The sequence below is a fragment of the Actinophytocola sediminis genome, from assembly GCF_054779715.1.
On sequence record NZ_BAAGXS010000066.1, the window covers coordinates 75,769 to 90,384 of the forward strand.

At 72.3% G+C, this 14,616-nt stretch carries 14 protein-coding genes; 10 read left to right on the forward strand and 4 right to left on the reverse strand.

Annotated elements, in window-relative coordinates; all coding sequences use genetic code 11:
• Positions 1–69 precede the first annotated feature (69 nt).
• The 5 genes from ACYVIP_RS31320 to ACYVIP_RS31340 are packed head-to-tail and all read left to right on the forward strand — an operon-like array spanning position 70 to position 4,555.
• On the forward strand, positions 70–1,188 hold the full coding sequence (locus ACYVIP_RS31320; RefSeq protein WP_460402876.1) for a steroid 3-ketoacyl-CoA thiolase: 1,119 nt from the start codon (positions 70–72) through the stop codon (positions 1,186–1,188).
• A 34-nt stretch (positions 1,189–1,222) separates the two neighbouring features.
• Entirely contained in the window at positions 1,223–1,957 is a 735-nt protein-coding gene (locus tag ACYVIP_RS31325; RefSeq protein ID WP_460402878.1) for an enoyl-CoA hydratase family protein, read from the forward strand.
• Positions 1,954–2,793 (forward strand): CoA transferase subunit A, encoded by an 840-nt coding sequence (locus ACYVIP_RS31330; RefSeq protein WP_460402880.1) that lies wholly within the window; start codon positions 1,954–1,956, stop codon positions 2,791–2,793. The genes ACYVIP_RS31325 and ACYVIP_RS31330 overlap by 4 nt, the downstream gene beginning before the upstream one ends.
• Complete coding sequence (locus ACYVIP_RS31335) at positions 2,790–3,494, forward strand: CoA-transferase subunit beta (RefSeq protein WP_460402882.1); 705 nt, start codon at positions 2,790–2,792, stop codon at positions 3,492–3,494. Before ACYVIP_RS31330 ends, ACYVIP_RS31335 begins: the two co-directional genes overlap by 4 nt.
• A complete protein-coding gene (locus ACYVIP_RS31340) occupies positions 3,494–4,555 on the forward strand; it encodes an NAD(P)H-dependent flavin oxidoreductase (RefSeq protein ID WP_460402884.1) in 1,062 nt (353 codons plus the stop codon). The genes ACYVIP_RS31335 and ACYVIP_RS31340 overlap by 1 nt, the downstream gene beginning before the upstream one ends.
• Here ACYVIP_RS31340 and ACYVIP_RS31345 read toward each other — a convergent pair.
• The 3 genes from ACYVIP_RS31345 to ACYVIP_RS31355 all read right to left on the reverse strand — a co-directional run bounded on the left by ACYVIP_RS31345 (position 4,527) and on the right by ACYVIP_RS31355 (position 7,932).
• Positions 4,527–5,906, reverse strand: a complete 1,380-nt coding sequence (locus ACYVIP_RS31345; protein WP_460402886.1) for a WS/DGAT/MGAT family O-acyltransferase — start codon at positions 5,904–5,906, stop codon at positions 4,527–4,529. The two genes, ACYVIP_RS31340 and ACYVIP_RS31345, sit on opposite strands and share 29 nt — an antisense overlap.
• Positions 5,907–5,943: 37 nt before the next feature.
• On the reverse strand, positions 5,944–6,714 hold the full coding sequence (locus tag ACYVIP_RS31350) for an SDR family oxidoreductase (protein WP_460402888.1): 771 nt from the start codon (positions 6,712–6,714) through the stop codon (positions 5,944–5,946).
• A gap of 75 nt (positions 6,715–6,789) precedes the next feature.
• Positions 6,790–7,932: an acyl-CoA dehydrogenase family protein gene (locus ACYVIP_RS31355; RefSeq protein ID WP_460402890.1), complete on the reverse strand. Its 1,143-nt coding sequence runs from the start codon at positions 7,930–7,932 to the stop codon at positions 6,790–6,792.
• A gap of 42 nt (positions 7,933–7,974) precedes the next feature.
• On the opposite strand from ACYVIP_RS31355, the gene ACYVIP_RS31360 reads away from it, so the two are divergent.
• Genes ACYVIP_RS31360 through ACYVIP_RS31370 form a run of 3 tightly spaced genes read left to right on the forward strand, consistent with a single transcriptional unit; the run spans position 7,975 to position 10,900 of the window.
• Complete coding sequence (locus ACYVIP_RS31360; protein ID WP_460402892.1) at positions 7,975–8,811, forward strand: enoyl-CoA hydratase; 837 nt, start codon at positions 7,975–7,977, stop codon at positions 8,809–8,811.
• Complete coding sequence (locus tag ACYVIP_RS31365; RefSeq protein WP_460402894.1) at positions 8,808–9,947, forward strand: acyl-CoA dehydrogenase family protein; 1,140 nt, start codon at positions 8,808–8,810, stop codon at positions 9,945–9,947. Before ACYVIP_RS31360 ends, ACYVIP_RS31365 begins: the two co-directional genes overlap by 4 nt.
• Complete coding sequence (locus tag ACYVIP_RS31370; protein ID WP_460402896.1) at positions 9,944–10,900, forward strand: acyl-CoA dehydrogenase family protein; 957 nt, start codon at positions 9,944–9,946, stop codon at positions 10,898–10,900. The genes ACYVIP_RS31365 and ACYVIP_RS31370 overlap by 4 nt, the downstream gene beginning before the upstream one ends.
• Here ACYVIP_RS31370 and ACYVIP_RS31375 read toward each other — a convergent pair.
• On the reverse strand, positions 10,878–12,344 hold the full coding sequence (locus ACYVIP_RS31375; RefSeq protein WP_460402898.1) for a serine/threonine-protein kinase: 1,467 nt from the start codon (positions 12,342–12,344) through the stop codon (positions 10,878–10,880). The two genes, ACYVIP_RS31370 and ACYVIP_RS31375, sit on opposite strands and share 23 nt — an antisense overlap.
• 132 nt (positions 12,345–12,476) lie before the next feature.
• On the opposite strand from ACYVIP_RS31375, the gene ACYVIP_RS31380 reads away from it, so the two are divergent.
• Positions 12,477–13,463 (forward strand): acyl-CoA dehydrogenase family protein, encoded by a 987-nt coding sequence (locus ACYVIP_RS31380; protein WP_460402900.1) that lies wholly within the window; start codon positions 12,477–12,479, stop codon positions 13,461–13,463.
• 120 nt (positions 13,464–13,583) lie between these two features.
• Complete coding sequence (locus tag ACYVIP_RS31385; RefSeq protein WP_460402902.1) at positions 13,584–14,612, forward strand: RNA polymerase sigma factor; 1,029 nt, start codon at positions 13,584–13,586, stop codon at positions 14,610–14,612.
• Positions 14,613–14,616: the final 4 nt, after the last annotated feature.

Sequence of the window (14,616 nt, forward strand, 5' to 3'; positions counted from 1 at the left end):
GAAACACACGATCTAGTAGTAAGTGAAGTGTGCCTTGCTCGGTCAAGGAACGGGTTCTATTTTGTGGTGATGGGAAATCCGGTGATAGTGGCGGCCGTGCGGACCCCGATCGGCAGGCGCGGCGGTGTCCTGTCCGGACTGCACGCGGCGGAGTTGCTCGGCGCCGCGCAACGTGCCGTGCTCGATCGGTCGGGTGTCGACGCCGAGGTGGTCGAGCAGGTGATCGGCGGCTGCGTCACCCAGGCGGGGGAGCAGTCGAGCAACATCGCCAGGGTCGCGTGGCTGCACGCCGGGCTGCCGGCATCGGCCGGCTGCCAGACCGTGGACGCCCAGTGCGGCTCGGCCCAGCAGGCCATGCACCTGGTCGCCGGGCTGATCTCGGCGGGCGCCATCGAGGCGGGCATCGCGTGTGGGGTCGAGGCGATGAGCCGGGTGCCGCTGCGGTCCAACCTCGGCGTGGACGTCGGGCGGCCCCGGCCGGACTCGTGGTCGATCGACCTGCCCGACCAGTTCGGCGCGGCCGAGCGGATCGCGGTCCGTCGCGGACTGTCCAGAGTGGATCTTGACCGGTTCGGGGAGCGGTCGCAGCGGTTGGCCGCGGCGGCCTGGGAGGCCGGGCACTTCGCCAGCGAGGTCGTGCCGGTCGCCGGGGTCGAGCGGGACGAAGGGCTGCGGGCGACCAGCCTGGACGGGTTGGCCGGGCTGCGGTCGGTCGTCGACGGTGGGCTGCACACCGCGGGCACCTCGTCGCAGATCTCCGACGGGGCCTCGGCCGTGCTGCTGCTGTCCGAGGAGAAGGCGCGTGCGCTGGGGCTGGCGCCGCGAGCCCGGATCCTGGCGCAGTGCCTGGTCGGCGCTGAGCCCTACTACCACCTCGACGGGCCGGTGTTGGCCACCGAGCGGCTGCTGGCCAGGACCGGGATGAAGCTCGGCGACCTGGACCTGTTCGAGGTCAACGAGGCGTTCGCGGCGGTGGTGCTGTCCTGGATGTCGGTGCACGAGCCCGATCCCGACCTGGTGAACGTGAACGGCGGCGCGATCGCGCTCGGCCACCCGGTCGGCGGCACCGGCACCCGGCTGATCACCACCGCGCTGCACGAGCTGGAGCGGCGGGATCGCTCGACCGCGTTGGTCACCATGTGCGCCGGTGGCGCGTTGGCCACCGGGACCGTGCTGGAGAGGTGCTAATCTCAACCAAGCAACTGCTAGGTTAGGCGGTCGCATGGGTGTGTCGAGCAGTCCGGGTGGGCCAGGGATCACGGTGGTGACGATCGACTTTCCGCCGGTCAACGCGCTGCCGGTGCGCGGCTGGTTCGAGCTGGCGGACGCGGTCACCGCCGCCGGGCGCGATCCGGCGACGCGGGTCGTGGTGCTGCGCGCGGCCGGTCGCGGGTTCTGCGCGGGGGTCGACCTCAAGGAGATCCAGCGCGAGGGCGTCATCGTCGAGGCCAACCACGGCTGTCACGCGGCCTTCGGCGCGGTGTACGACTGCGCGGTGCCGGTGGTCGCGGCGGTGCACGGGTTCTGTCTTGGCGGGGGCATCGGGCTGGTCGGCAACGCGGACGTGGTGCTGGCCACCACCGACGCCACCTTCGGGCTGCCCGAGGTCGACCGGGGCGCGCTCGGGGCCGCCACCCATCTGGCGCGGCTGGTTCCCCAACATCTGATGCGGGCCATGTACTACACCGCGACCACGGTCACCGCCGCGCAGCTGCACCACCACGGCTCGGTGTACGAGGTCGTCGAGGCGTCCGAACTGGACGGTGCGGTGGCGAAGCTGGCCGCCGACATCGCGGCGAAGGACGCGCGGGTCATCCGGGCGGCCAAGGCCGCGCTCAACGGGATCGACCTACAGGACGTGCATCGCAGCTACCGGTACGAGCAGGGGTTCACCTTCGAGCTGAACCTCACCGGGGCGGCGGGACAGGCCAGGCAACGGTTCCTGGAGGAGCGGTGAGGGACAAGCGGATGACCGCCGACGAGGTGGTCGGCACGCTCACCGACGGGATGACCGTCGGCATCGGCGGCTGGGGTTCGCGGCGCAAGCCGATGGCGCTGGTGCGCGCGATCCTGCGCTCACCGGTGCGGGACCTGACGATCGTGTCCTACGGCGGCCCGGACGTCGGCCTGCTGTGCGCCGCGGGCAAGGTGCGCGAGGTGGTCTACGGCTTCGTGTCGCTGGACACCATCGCCTACGACCCGTGGTTCCGGCGGGCGCGGGAGTCGGCCTCGGTGTCGGCGCGCGAGCTGGACGAGGGGATGCTCCAGTGTGGACTGCGGGCGGCCGCGCACCGGTTGCCGTTCCTGCCGATCCGGGCCGGGCTCGGCTCCGACGTGCTCACCACGAACCCGGACCTGCGGACCGTGCGCTCGCCCTACGCCGACGGCGAGGAGATGATCGCCATGCCGCCGATCCGGCTGGACGTCGCGCTGGTGCACCTCAACCGGGCCGACCGGCACGGCAACGCCCAGTACCTCGGACCAGACCCGTACTTCGACGACCTGTTCTGTCTGGCCGCGACCAGACGCTATGTCTCCTGCGAGTCCGTTGTGGACACAGCGGAGCTGACAAAACTGGGGCCGCCGCAGTCGTTGCTGCTCAACCGGATGATGACCGACGGCGTGGTCGAGACGCCGAACGGCGCGCACTTCACCAGCTGCGTGCCCGACTACGGCCGGGACGAGGACTTCCAGCGCCGGTACGCCGAGGCGGCCGGCGACGGCTGGTCCTCCTTTGTGGACCGATACCTGGCCGGTAGCGAGGCGGACTACCAGGCGGCGGTGCTGGCATGACCAGGGCCGAGGTGTGTGTCGCCGCGTGTGCCGACCTGTTCCGCGACCAGGGTGAGATCCTGGCCAGTCCCATGGGTCTGGTGCCCGCGCTCGGCGCCCGGCTCGCCCGGCTGACCTTCGCGCCGGACCTGCTGCTGTCCGACGGTGAGGCGACCCTGCTCGACCCGGCGGGGGTGGCCGAGGGCTGGCTGCCCTACCGCGCGGTGTTCGACGTGGTGGCGCACGGCCGCCGGCACGTGGTGATGGGCGCCAACCAGCTCGACCGCCACGGCGGCCAGAACATCTCCTGCATCGGGCCGCACGCGCGGCCGACCAGACAGCTGCTCGGCTTCCGGGGCGCACCGGGCAACACCGTCAACCACCGGACCAGCTACTGGGTGCCCCGGCACACGACCAGGGTGTTCGTGCCGGCCGTGGACGTGGTGTCCGGGGTCGGCTACGACCGCGACGGCGGCCGCTTCCACGACGTGTACCGGGTGGTGACCGACCTGGCGGTACTGGACTTCGGCGGCCCGGCGCACTCGATGCGGTTGGTGTCGGTGCATCCCGGCGTCTCGGTCGCGGACGTGGTGGCCAGGACCGGGTTCGAGCTGGCGATCGACGACGTGGTCCAGACCCGGCTGCCGACCGAGGCCGAACTGCGGCTGCTGCGCGCGGAGCTGGACCCCGCCGGGCACCGTGAGCGGGCGGTGCCCGGCTGATGGACACCGCGTTGACCAGGCTGGTCGGCATCCGGCATCCGGTGGTGCAGACCGGTATGGGCTGGGTCGCCGGCCCGAGGCTGGTGTCCTCGGTGGCCGAGGCGGGTGGCCTTGGCATTCTGGCGTCGGCCACGATGACCATGGCCGAGCTGCGCGCGGCCGTGGCGGAGACCCGGTCGCGCACCACGGCGCCGTTCGGCGTCAACCTGCGCGCGGACGCGCCCGACGCGCCCGGCCGGGTACGGCTGCTGATCGACGAGGGCGTCCGGGTGGCGTCGTTCGCGTTGGCGCCCAAGGAATCCCTGATCGGTCAGCTCAAGGACGCCGGGGTGCTGGTGATCCCGTCGGTCGGCGCGGCCAGGCACGCGCGCAAGGTCGCCGGCTGGGGCGCCGACGCGGTGATCGTGCAGGGTGGCGAGGGCGGCGGGCACACCGGCCAGGTGGCCAGCACGCTGCTCCTACCGTCCGTTGTGGACGCGGTGGACATCCCGGTGGTGGCGGCCGGCGGGTTCTACGACGGCCGTGGGCTGGTTGCCGCGCTGGCCTACGGCGCGGCCGGGGTGGCGATGGGCACCCGCTTCCTGCTGACCGAGGAGAGCACGGTGCCCCTCGCGGTCAAGCAGGCCTACCTGGCGCACGATCTGACCGGCACGGTGGTCACCACCCGCGTCGACGGCATGCCGCACCGGGTGCTGCGCACCGAGCTGGTGTCCTCTTTGGAGCGTTCGGGCCGGCTGGCCGGGCTGGTGCGCGCGGTGCGCAACGCCGCCAGGTTCCGCCGGCACATCGGACAGTCGTGGCCCGGCATGATCCGCGAGGGCATCGCCATGCGCCACGGGCGGGAGCTGAGCTGGTCGCAGGTGCTGATGGCGGCGAACACGCCGATGTTGTTGCGCGCCGGGCTGGTCGACGGCCGCACCGACGCCGGGGTACTGGCCGCCGGTCAGGTCGTCGGGGCCATCGACGACCTGCCGACCTGCGCGGAGCTGGTCGACCGGATCGTGACTGAGGCGGGCGAGATCATCGCCGCGCTCAGCACAGTGCCTTCTCCAGGTCGGTGAGCGACTCCTCCAGCAGGCCGAGCAGGCGTTGCAGGTGGGGGACCGTGCGCCGGCAGCCGGTCAGGCCGAACTCCAGGCTGTCGGCGTAGCTGGTGACCGTGATGTTGAGCGCCTGGCCCTCGTAGGGAATGGACAGTGGGTACACGCCGAGCATCCGCGCGCCGTTCCAGTACAACGGTTTCTGCGGCCCCGGCACGTTGGAGATCAGCACGTTGAACGCGGGCGGGGTGATCGTGGTCATGCCGGGGATGGTGCCGATCGCGAGCGGGATCAACGGGATCGCGCTCAGCGCGGTGACCTGCAGCCTGCTCATGCCGTGGTAGACCTGCTTGCCCCGGCGCATCGAGTCGTGGATGGTGGCCAGCCGGGTGGCCGGGTCGGCGGTGTCGGTGGCCATGTTGCACAGGATCAGGCCGATCGCGTTGCCGCCGAGGGAGCTCTCCGCCGCCTTGCCGGTCCGCAGCGACACCGGGACCGCGGCCACCAGCGGCTTGTCCGGCAGCTGACCGAGGTCGATCATGTACTGGCGCAGCGCGCCCGCGCACATCGCCAGCATGACGTCGTTCATCGTCGCGTCCGCCGCCCGGCCGACGGCCTTGATCCGCTCCAGCGGCCAGCCCTGCGCGGCGAACCGGCGGGCGCCGGTGATCGGCACGTTGAACATCGACTTCGGTGCCTGGAAGGCCAGGGTCGCCGACTGCTCGCGGAAGGCCTCGTTGGCCACCCGTAGCGCCGCCGACCCGAGACCGGCGACGTCCCTGACGAACGAGGACACCGCGCGGAACGGGTCGCCGCCGTCGTCGCGGCGGGGCGCGCGGTCGAAGACGTTGGTCCGGACCGGGGGCGACCACGGCGGGCGCACGCCGAGATCGGCCGGGTCCTCGGACAGCGAGCTCTGCAGCAGGCGTAACGCGGAGACGCCGTCGAGCAGCGCGTGGTGGATCTTGCTGTAGGTGGCGAACCGGTTGCCCTGTAAGCCCTCGATGATGGTGAACTCCCACAGCGGGCGGTGCCGGTCGAGCAGCGTGCCGTGCAGTCGGGAGGTCAGCTCGAGCAGCTCGCGGACCCGGCCGGGACGGGGCAGGCCGGAGTGGCGCACGTGGTACTCGATGTCCAGCTGGTCGTCGTCGGTCCAGGCGAACTGGCCGAGCACGCCGACCGGGCCGCGCGGGCGGCGGCGGAACAGCGGCCGCACGTCCACGATCTCCAGCAGCTGGCGGTGCAGGTCGCTGACGTAGTCGTCGCCGGCGCCGGCCGGCAGCTCGAACAGTTGCAGCCCGCCGACGTGCATGGGATGTTCGCGGGCCTCGGCGAGCAGGAACATCGAGTCCGTCACGGGCATGATCGCCATCGGGCACCTCCTGCGCGTGACACTAGACCCAGAGAGGTCATGGGTGCTGGCTGCTCACCGAGATCACCTCGCCGGTCAGGTAGGAGGCGTAGTCGCTGGCCAGGAAGGCGATGACGGTCGCGACCTCCCACGGTTGCGCGGCGCGACCGAACGCCTCCTGGGAGGCGAGCGTGGTCAACAGCTCCTCGCTGGTGACCTTCGCCAGGAACGGGTGCGCGGCCAGGCTGGGCGCGACCGCGTTCACCCGGATGCCGTGCGCGGCGACGTCCATCGCGGCGCACCGGGTCAGCGCCATCACGCCCGCCTTCGCGGCCGCGTAGTGGGCCTGGCCCTCCTGCGCCCGCCAGCCGACGACCGAGGCGTTGTTCACCACCGCGCCGCCGGTGCCCTGGTCGATCAGGTGCCGCAGGGCCGCCCTGGTGCAGCGCATGGTGCCGGTGAGGGTCACGTCCAGCACCCGGGACCACTCGTCGTCGGTCATGTCCAGCACCGACGCGGTCCCGCCGAGCCCGGCGTTGTTCACCAGCACGTCCAGCTGCCCGAAGTGCCCGACCGTCCCGTCGACCAGCCGCCGCACCTGGTCCTCGACGGTCACGTCACAGCCGATCGCGTGCACCGCGTCCCCGTACTCCGCCGCCAGCCCCGCCGCGGTCTCGGCCAGCCGCCGCTCATGCCAGTCGCTGACCACCACCCGCGCGCCCTCCGTGAGACACCGCCGCGCGGTCGCCGACCCGATCCCCGTCCCCGCCGCGGCCGTCACCACCACGACCTTCCCCACCAGCAATTCCCGCCCCACCGGCTCACTCACCACACCACTCCTCCCAGCTCACCTGCGAGTTTGACGTTCGGGACATGCGAGTTCGGCGCTCCTGACGAACGGGGGTCATGGGCGGGGTTCTCGGGGGAGGCCGAGGGTGCGTTCGGCGATGATGTTGCGCTGGATCTCGTTCGAGCCGCCGTAGATGGTGTCCGCGCGGCTGAACAGGAACAGCCGTTGCCACTCGGTCAGCTCGCCGTCGGGGGCGACCAGGCCGGCCGCGCCGAGGACGTCCATGGCCAGCTCGCCGAGCGAGCGGTGCCAGGTCGCCCAGACCAGCTTGGTCACCGACGCCTCGTCGCCGGTGCCGCCGATCGTGCGCCTGGCGTGCGCGCCCATCACCTCCAGGCCGAGATACGCCCTGGCCAGCCGGTCGCGCAGCAACGGGTCGGCCAGCACCCCGGTCGACCTGGCCAGCTCGATCAGCGCGTCCAGCTCCCGCCGGAAGCCGACCTGCTGGCCCAACGTCGACACCCCGCGCTCGAACCCCAGCGTGCGCATCGCCACCCGCCAGCCGTCCCCCGGCTCGCCGACCACCAGGTCGGCGGCCGTGCGGGCGTCGTCGAAGAACACCTCGTTGAACTCCGACCCGCCGGTCAGCTGCTCGATCGGGCGCACCGTCACCCCCGGCTGGGACATCGGCACCAGCAGGTACGACAACCCGGCATGCCGCACGGACCCCGGTGTCGTGCGCGCCAGCACGAAGCACCACTGCGCCACGTGCGCCAGCGAGGTCCACACCTTCTGCCCGTTGAGCACCCACTCCCCGTCACGCGGCCGAGCGGTGGTGGACACCGACGCCAGGTCCGACCCCGCACCCGGCTCCGAGTACCCCTGGCACCACAGCTCGTCGACCGTCCGGATCGGCGGTAGGAACCGCGCCCGCTGCGCCGGTGTGCCGATGGCGATCAGCGTCGGCCCGAGCAGCTCCTCGCCGATGTGGCTCACCCGCGCGGGCGCCGCGGCGTTGGCGTACTCCTCGTGGAACACCACCTGGTGCTCGAGGTCGAGGCCGCGTCCGCCGTGCTCGACCGGCCATCCGAGGCAGGTCCAGCCGGCGGCGGCCAGGTGCCGGTCCCAGGCCAGCCGCTCGGGGAAGGACTCGTGTTCGCGCCCCGGTCCGCCGAGCCCGCGCAGTGCCGCGAACTCGCCGGAAAGGTTGTCGCCCAGCCATTCGCGCACCGTCGCGCGGAACTCCGCGAGGCCCATGAGGTGTTACCCTACCAAGCAATTGCTTTGGAGGTGGTGGACGTGCCGGAGGAGGTTGTCCGTTACGACCGCGACGGCCCGATCGCGACCGTGACGATGAACCGCCCGGAGTACCGCAACGCGCAGAACTCGGCGATGACCTACGCCATCGACAGCGCGTTCACCAGAGCGGTGAACGACGACGAGGTCAAGGTCATCGTGCTCGCCGGCGCCGGCAAGCACTTCTCCGCCGGCCACGACATCGGTACGCCCGGCCGGGACGTCGACACCAGCTTCGAGCGCCGCGCCGTGCAGTGGTGGGACCACGTCGGCCGGCCGGGCGGCGACGGGCGCTACGCCCGCGAGCTGGAGGTCTACCTCGGCATGTGCCGGCGCTGGCGGGAGATCCCCAAGCCGACCATCGCCATGGTGCACGGCGCGTGCATCGCGGGCGGGCTCATGCTGGCCTGGGTGTGCGACCTGATCGTCGCCGCCGAGGACGCGTTCTTCGCCGATCCCGTGGTGGCGATGGGCATCCCGGGCGTGGAGTACTTCGCCCACCCGTGGGTGCTCGGGCCGCGCGCGGCCAAGGAGTTCCTGTTCACCGGCGACCGGTTCGACGCCAACCGGGCACTGGAGCTGGGCATGGTGAACCGGGTCGTGCCGCGCGACCAGCTCGTCGAGCAGACCACGGCGCTGGCCGGGCGGATCGCGCGGATGCCGAGTTTCGGCCTCGCGCTGACCAAACGCGCGGTCAACCAGGCCGAGGACCAGATGGGGCTGCGCAACGGTATGGAGTCGGTCTTCGGCCTGCACCACTTCGCGCACGCGCACAACGCCGAGACCTCGACCGACTCCCTCGCCGGCCTGGACGCGCGCGCCATGCGGGACCGCCCGTGACCGAGAACCGCAGCGAAGGGTCCCTTCACTGCACGGCGTTCCGGGCGGAGGTGCGGGGGTGGTTGGCCGAGAACGTGCCGGCGGAGGCGTTGCCGGCTATGGATACCGAGGCGGGGTTCGCGGCGCATCGGCGGTGGGAGCGGCGGCTCGCTGACGCTCGGCTGTCGGCGGTGTCCTGGCCGGCGGAGTACGGCGGCCGGGACGCCACGCTGCTCGAGTGGCTGGCCTTCGAGGAGGAGTACTGGGCCGCCGGGGCGCCGGCCAGGGTCAGTGGCAACGGCATCGCGCTGCTCGGGTCCACGCTGCTCGCCAACGGCACACCTGAACAGCGCCAACGCATCCTGCCCAGGATGGCGCGCGCCGACGACATCTGGGCCCAGGCCTGGTCGGAGCCAGAGGCCGGCAGCGACCTCGCCGCGGTCCGGAGCCGGGCCACCAGGACCACCGACGGCTGGGTCCTCAATGGACAGAAGACCTGGAGTTCCCGGGCGGCCTTCGCCGACCGCGCCTTCGGCCTGTTCCGCGACGACCCGAGCGCGCAGCGCCACCGAGGGCTCACCTACCTGATGTTCGACCTGCGCGCCCCCGGCGTGACCGTCCGCCCGATCCCGCAACTGGACGGCACCCCCGGCTTCGCCGAGATCTTCCTCGACGGCGTGTTCGTCCCCGACCAGGACGTGATCGGCGAGCCGGGCGACGGCTGGCGGGTGGCGATGAGCACGGCCGGCAACGAACGCGGCCTCACCCTGCGCAGCCCCGGCCGCTTCCTGGCCACCGCGCGACGCCTGGTCGAGCTGTGGCAGACCCGCCAGGACCCCGCGCTGCGCGACCGCGTGGTGGACGCCTGGATCGGCGCGCGCGCCTACCACCTCTACACCCTCGACACGATCAACCGCCTCGCCGAGGGCGGCACCCTTGGCGCGGAGGCCAGCCTCAACAAGGTCTTCTGGTCCGAACTGGACATCGCGCTGCACGAGACCGCGCTCGACCTGCTCGGCCAGGACGCCGAACTGGACTCCGGCTGGCGCGCGGGCCACCTGTTCGCCCTCGCCGGCCCGATCTACGCCGGTACCAACGAGATCCAGCGCAACGTCATCGCCCAGCGACTGCTCGGCCTGCCACGGGGCGACCGATGAACGACGAGCGGCGCCAGCTGGCCGCGAGCGTGCACGACCTGCTCACCGACGCCGATGTGCCGGCCGTGACCAGATCCTGGGCCGCTGGCGACTCCGCGCCCGGCCGCGAGCTGGTGGCCAGGATGGCGAAGGTCGGGGTCTGCGGCCTGGCCGTGCCGGCCAGGTTCGGCGGTCTCGGCGCCGGTCCGGCCGAGCTGGCGGTGGTCTTCGAGGTACTCGGCCGGCACGCGGTGCCCGGCCCGCTCGTCGAGTCGTTCGCCGTCGTGCCGGCGATGGTCGGCGGGCTGCCCGTCGCCGAGGAGTTGTTGCCCAGCCTGGTCGAGGGCGCGCTGGCGACCGCCGCGCTCCCGCCACACGTGCCGACCGCGCTGGACGCGGACACCGCGACCACGGTCCTCGTGCACGCCGGCCAGGAGGTCTACACAGGACTGCCCGGTGACCGGCTGGACTCCGTGGACGCCACCAGACGGCTGTTCCAGGTCGACCGCGCGGAGTCGCTCGGCGTGGCCGGCGACGCGTTCGACCTCGGGGTGCTGTGCGTCGCGGCCCAGCTGCTCGGCCTCGGGCGCGGCATCCTCGACCAGGCGAGCGCCTACGTCCGATCCCGGCGGCAGTTCGGCCGGCCGGTCGGCCAGTTCCAGGCCGTCCAGCACCAGCTGGCGAACGTGTTGGTGGCACTGGAGTTCGCCCGCCCGCTGGTGCACGACGCGGCGACCACGTTGGCGCCACTGGACATCTCGGCCGCCAAGGTCGCCACCGCCGAGGCCGCCTACCTGGCCGCCCGCACCGCGCTCCAGGTGCACGGCGCGATCGGCTACACGCTGGAGTACGACCTCGGCCACCGGCTGACCAAGGTGCGCGCACTGCGCGAGGCGTGGGGCACCCGGTCCTGGCACCGCGCCCGAGTCCTCGACAAACTCACCGGCGAACTCACTCCGCGCGCGAGTCGATGACGACCTGGCCGTTCTCCCTGGTGACCCGCACCTGCCGTTTCAGCTGTTGGGAGCCGTCGCCGGTGGTGTAGGTGACGTCCACCGGCACGTTCAGCGAGCCGTCCGCGTTCGGCGTGACCCCGTTGGCGTTCTTCGAGCTGACGTTGGTGTACTGCGACCAGTACTCGGTGAACGCCGCCTGGTCACCGAACTGGGCCTTCGCGTTGGAGGACAACATGTTCCAGCGCAGGGCCGGGTTGGCGAAGTTGTTGTAGTAGTCGATCACCTTCTGCCCGCCCTCGGTGTAGGCGATCGGTGCGCTCGGCGGGATCGGTTGCGGGGTCGGTGTCGGCTCCGCGGTGTCCGACGGCTTCTCGTCCGGTGCGCTGCTCGACGTCACGGGCGGCTGGCCCTGCGGCGGCGGCTCGGGGTCGTCCGACGAGTTGATCAGCAGCACGGTCACGACCGCGGTGGCCAGGACGAGCACCGCGGCGACCGCGACGATCATCAGGTTGCGCTGCGGCTTGGGCGGCGGGGCCGGTCGGATCGGGGCCGCCGCCGATGGCATCGGCAGCGCGGCGGTGGCGGTGGCCGGTGTGGGGATGGCCGTGACCGGCCGAGGCGGGGTCGGCGGTGGGGTCGGCGCGGCCGGCGCGGTGGCCGGTGCGGACTTGACCGCCGCCAGCGCGGTGACCGCCTCGCGCATGCTCGGTCTGCTCGACGGGTCGGTGCGCATCAGCGTGGTCAGCGTGCCGGCCAGCGGCCCGGCGTTGCGTGCCGGCGGCACGTTGCCGGAGGCGACCGCGTGCAGCAGCGCCAGCGGGTTGGTGTTCGTGCCGAACGGTGGCTTGCCCTCGACCGCGTGGTAGAGCGTCGAGCCGAGGGAGAACACGTCCGAGGCCCTGGTCGGATCCTCGCCACGGGCGATCTCCGGCGCGAGGTAGGCCGGGGTGCCGGCGATCCCGGTCTGGGTGGTCACCGTGCCCTCGTCGAGTGCCTTGGAGATGCCGAAGTCGGTGATCTTCACCGTGCCGTTCTCGGCGATCAGGATGTTGCCCGGCTTGACGTCGCGGTGCACGATGCCCACCGCGTGCGCGGCGGCGAGCGCGGAGGCGGCCTGGGCGCCGATCTCGGCGACCTCGTGCGGCGGCAGCGTGCCGCGCTCGGCGAGGACCGCCGACAGGCTGTGCGACGGCAGGAACTCCATCACCAGGCACGGGTCGCCCTCGTGCTCGGCGACGTCGAACATGGCGATGGCGTTTCGGTGTTGTAGGCGGGCGGCGATCCGCGCCTCCCGCATCGCCCGCCTGCGGGTCTCCCCGGAGTTGGTGTCGGACAGCGCGTAGCGGACCACCAGATGTTTGATGGCCACCGTGCGACCGAGGCGCTGGTCCTCGGCCTTCCACACCACGCCCATCGCGCCGCTGCCGATCTGTTCCTGCAACCGATAACGGCCGGCGATCACTGAACCCTTCTCGATCAGGAACTCCTCGTGTCCATGCTGCGCCCGACCCCGACCCGCTAGGGAGGATATCGAACTCACCTGATCGTGCGGCGCACTATGCATACCAAGCAAGTGTTTGGTTAGATGGATCGTATGCGGTTGACCGAGGACCAGGTGGCGTTCCGTGCCGTCGTACGCCGGTTGTTGGCCGCGTCACCCGCTGACCTGTGGTCGCGGCTGGTCGAGCTCGGCGCGCCGGCGCTGACCGTGCCGGCCGAGCACGGCGGCCTCGGCGCCGGCCTGGCCGAGGTGCACGTCGTGCAGTACGAGCTCGGCCGCACCATCGCCGCGACGCCGATGCTGTCCTCGGTGCTCGCCACCTCGGCGCTGCCGCCGGGCGACCTGCTGGCCGCCGTCGCGGCCGGCACCACCGTGGCCGCGCTGGCCTGGTCGGAGCCTGACGGCCGATGGTCGGGCTGCGCCACCGCGTGCCCGGACGGCACGCTGACCGGGCACGCCGCCTACGTGCTCGACGGGGACACCGCCGACACGCTGCTGGTGGTGGCCGCGACCGGGGACGGCCCGGCGCTCTACCAGGTGGATCCGACGACCGTGCGGCGCACGCGCACGCCGGCGATGGACCACACCCGCACCCTCGCCGAGGTGGTCCTGGACCGCACGCCGGGGGTCCACCTCGGCCCGTTCGACGCCGCGCGGGTCCGGGACGTGGCATGCGCGGCGCTGGCCTCCGAACAGGCGGGCACGGCGGCCAGATGCCTGGAGCTGACCGTCGAGCACACCATGCGGCGAGTCCAGTTCGGTCGCCCGATCGGCGGGTTCCAGGCGCTCAAGCACCGGATGGCCGACCTGCACGTGCTGGTCGAGACCGCGGCGTCGGCCGCGCTCGCGGCGGCGACCGCCGGACCGGCCGACCTGCCGGCCCGCGCGGCGGCGGCCAAGGCCTACTGCGCGGAGGCGCTGCGCACGGTGGCCGGCGAGATAATCCAGCTGCACGGGGGCATCGCGATCACCTGGGAGCACGACGCACACCGGTACTTCAAGCGCGCGCACGGCGGCGCGCAGCTGTTCGGCGCGCCGTCGACCTACATCGACCGCCTGGCCACCCTGGCCGGTTTCTAATGCCCTGAATGAGGCATTCAGGACGTTCAGCGTCCCCAATGCCTCATTCAGGGCTTGTGCGATCCTGTCAGCGTAGCGAGGGGACTACCCTCCGTGGCTTTCGTCGGTCACCATGGAGGCATGGCGCCAGCTCAGCGCGGGGACGACGAGTTTTTCAGCCAGCTGGGGTACCTGCTCAGCGGAGACCACGACCGGGCGGCGCGGCTGGTGCGGGCTGCCCGGTCCTCGCCGGGCGGGTCTCCGGTGGCCGCCCTGGTCCAGGAGTTCCTCGCCGATCCGGGCGAGGGGCACGGGCGCGACGACGTGCCCGAGTTGGCCGGGTTGCCGCCGCGCCGGCGGGCGGCGGTGGTGCTGCGGTACTGGGCCGGGCTGTCGGCCGCCGAGGTCGCCTGGACGCTGCGGTGCACCGAGGCGGAGGTCGACGAGCCGGGCGACTGGTCGCCGGCGGCGTTGCGGACGGTGGCCGCCGAGGCCGTTGGCGGGCGTCGGCGGCGACGGTTGCGCGCGGTGGCGGTCGCGGTCGGGGTGCTGGTCGCGGCCGGGGTGTTCGCCACCATGCTCAGCGCGGGCTCGACGGAGTCGGCCCCCGAGGCGGCGGTGTCCCGGCCGCCGTGGACCGCGCCCGCGGACGGGCGGCTGACCACACTGGCGCCCGGCTCGGGGGCGGTGGTGATCGACGCGCGGGCGCGGAAGCTGACCGAGCAGCTGACCACGGTCGTCGACCGGGAGTTCCCGGAGCTGACGAAGGTCCGGGCCGGACCGTCCGGGCCGATGACCGGGTACACGGTGCGCCCGCCGCTGGAGTTCTACACCCGGGCCGAGACCTATCCGCCGGACACCTACTTCGCCCAGGCGATCGTCGACGCGCACGGCAAAGGAGTGTTGGTACTGCTGGAGTTGCGCCGGCAGGTGGTCGAGGAGCAGGGGTGGCAGCCGTGCCGGCCGGAGTTCGAGCAGGACTGCGTCTACCGGGAGTTCCCCGACCGGACGCGGGCGGTGGTCGAGGGCTACCTGGACCCCGGTTCGCGCGATGTCGTCCGCAGGTTGACGTCGTTGCGGCCGGACGGGACGCTCGCGCGGGTCACCGCCTACGGGTCGCCGATCAGCGTGGCGGAGTTGTTCCGGTTCGCGCTGGTGTTCACCTGGTGACGGG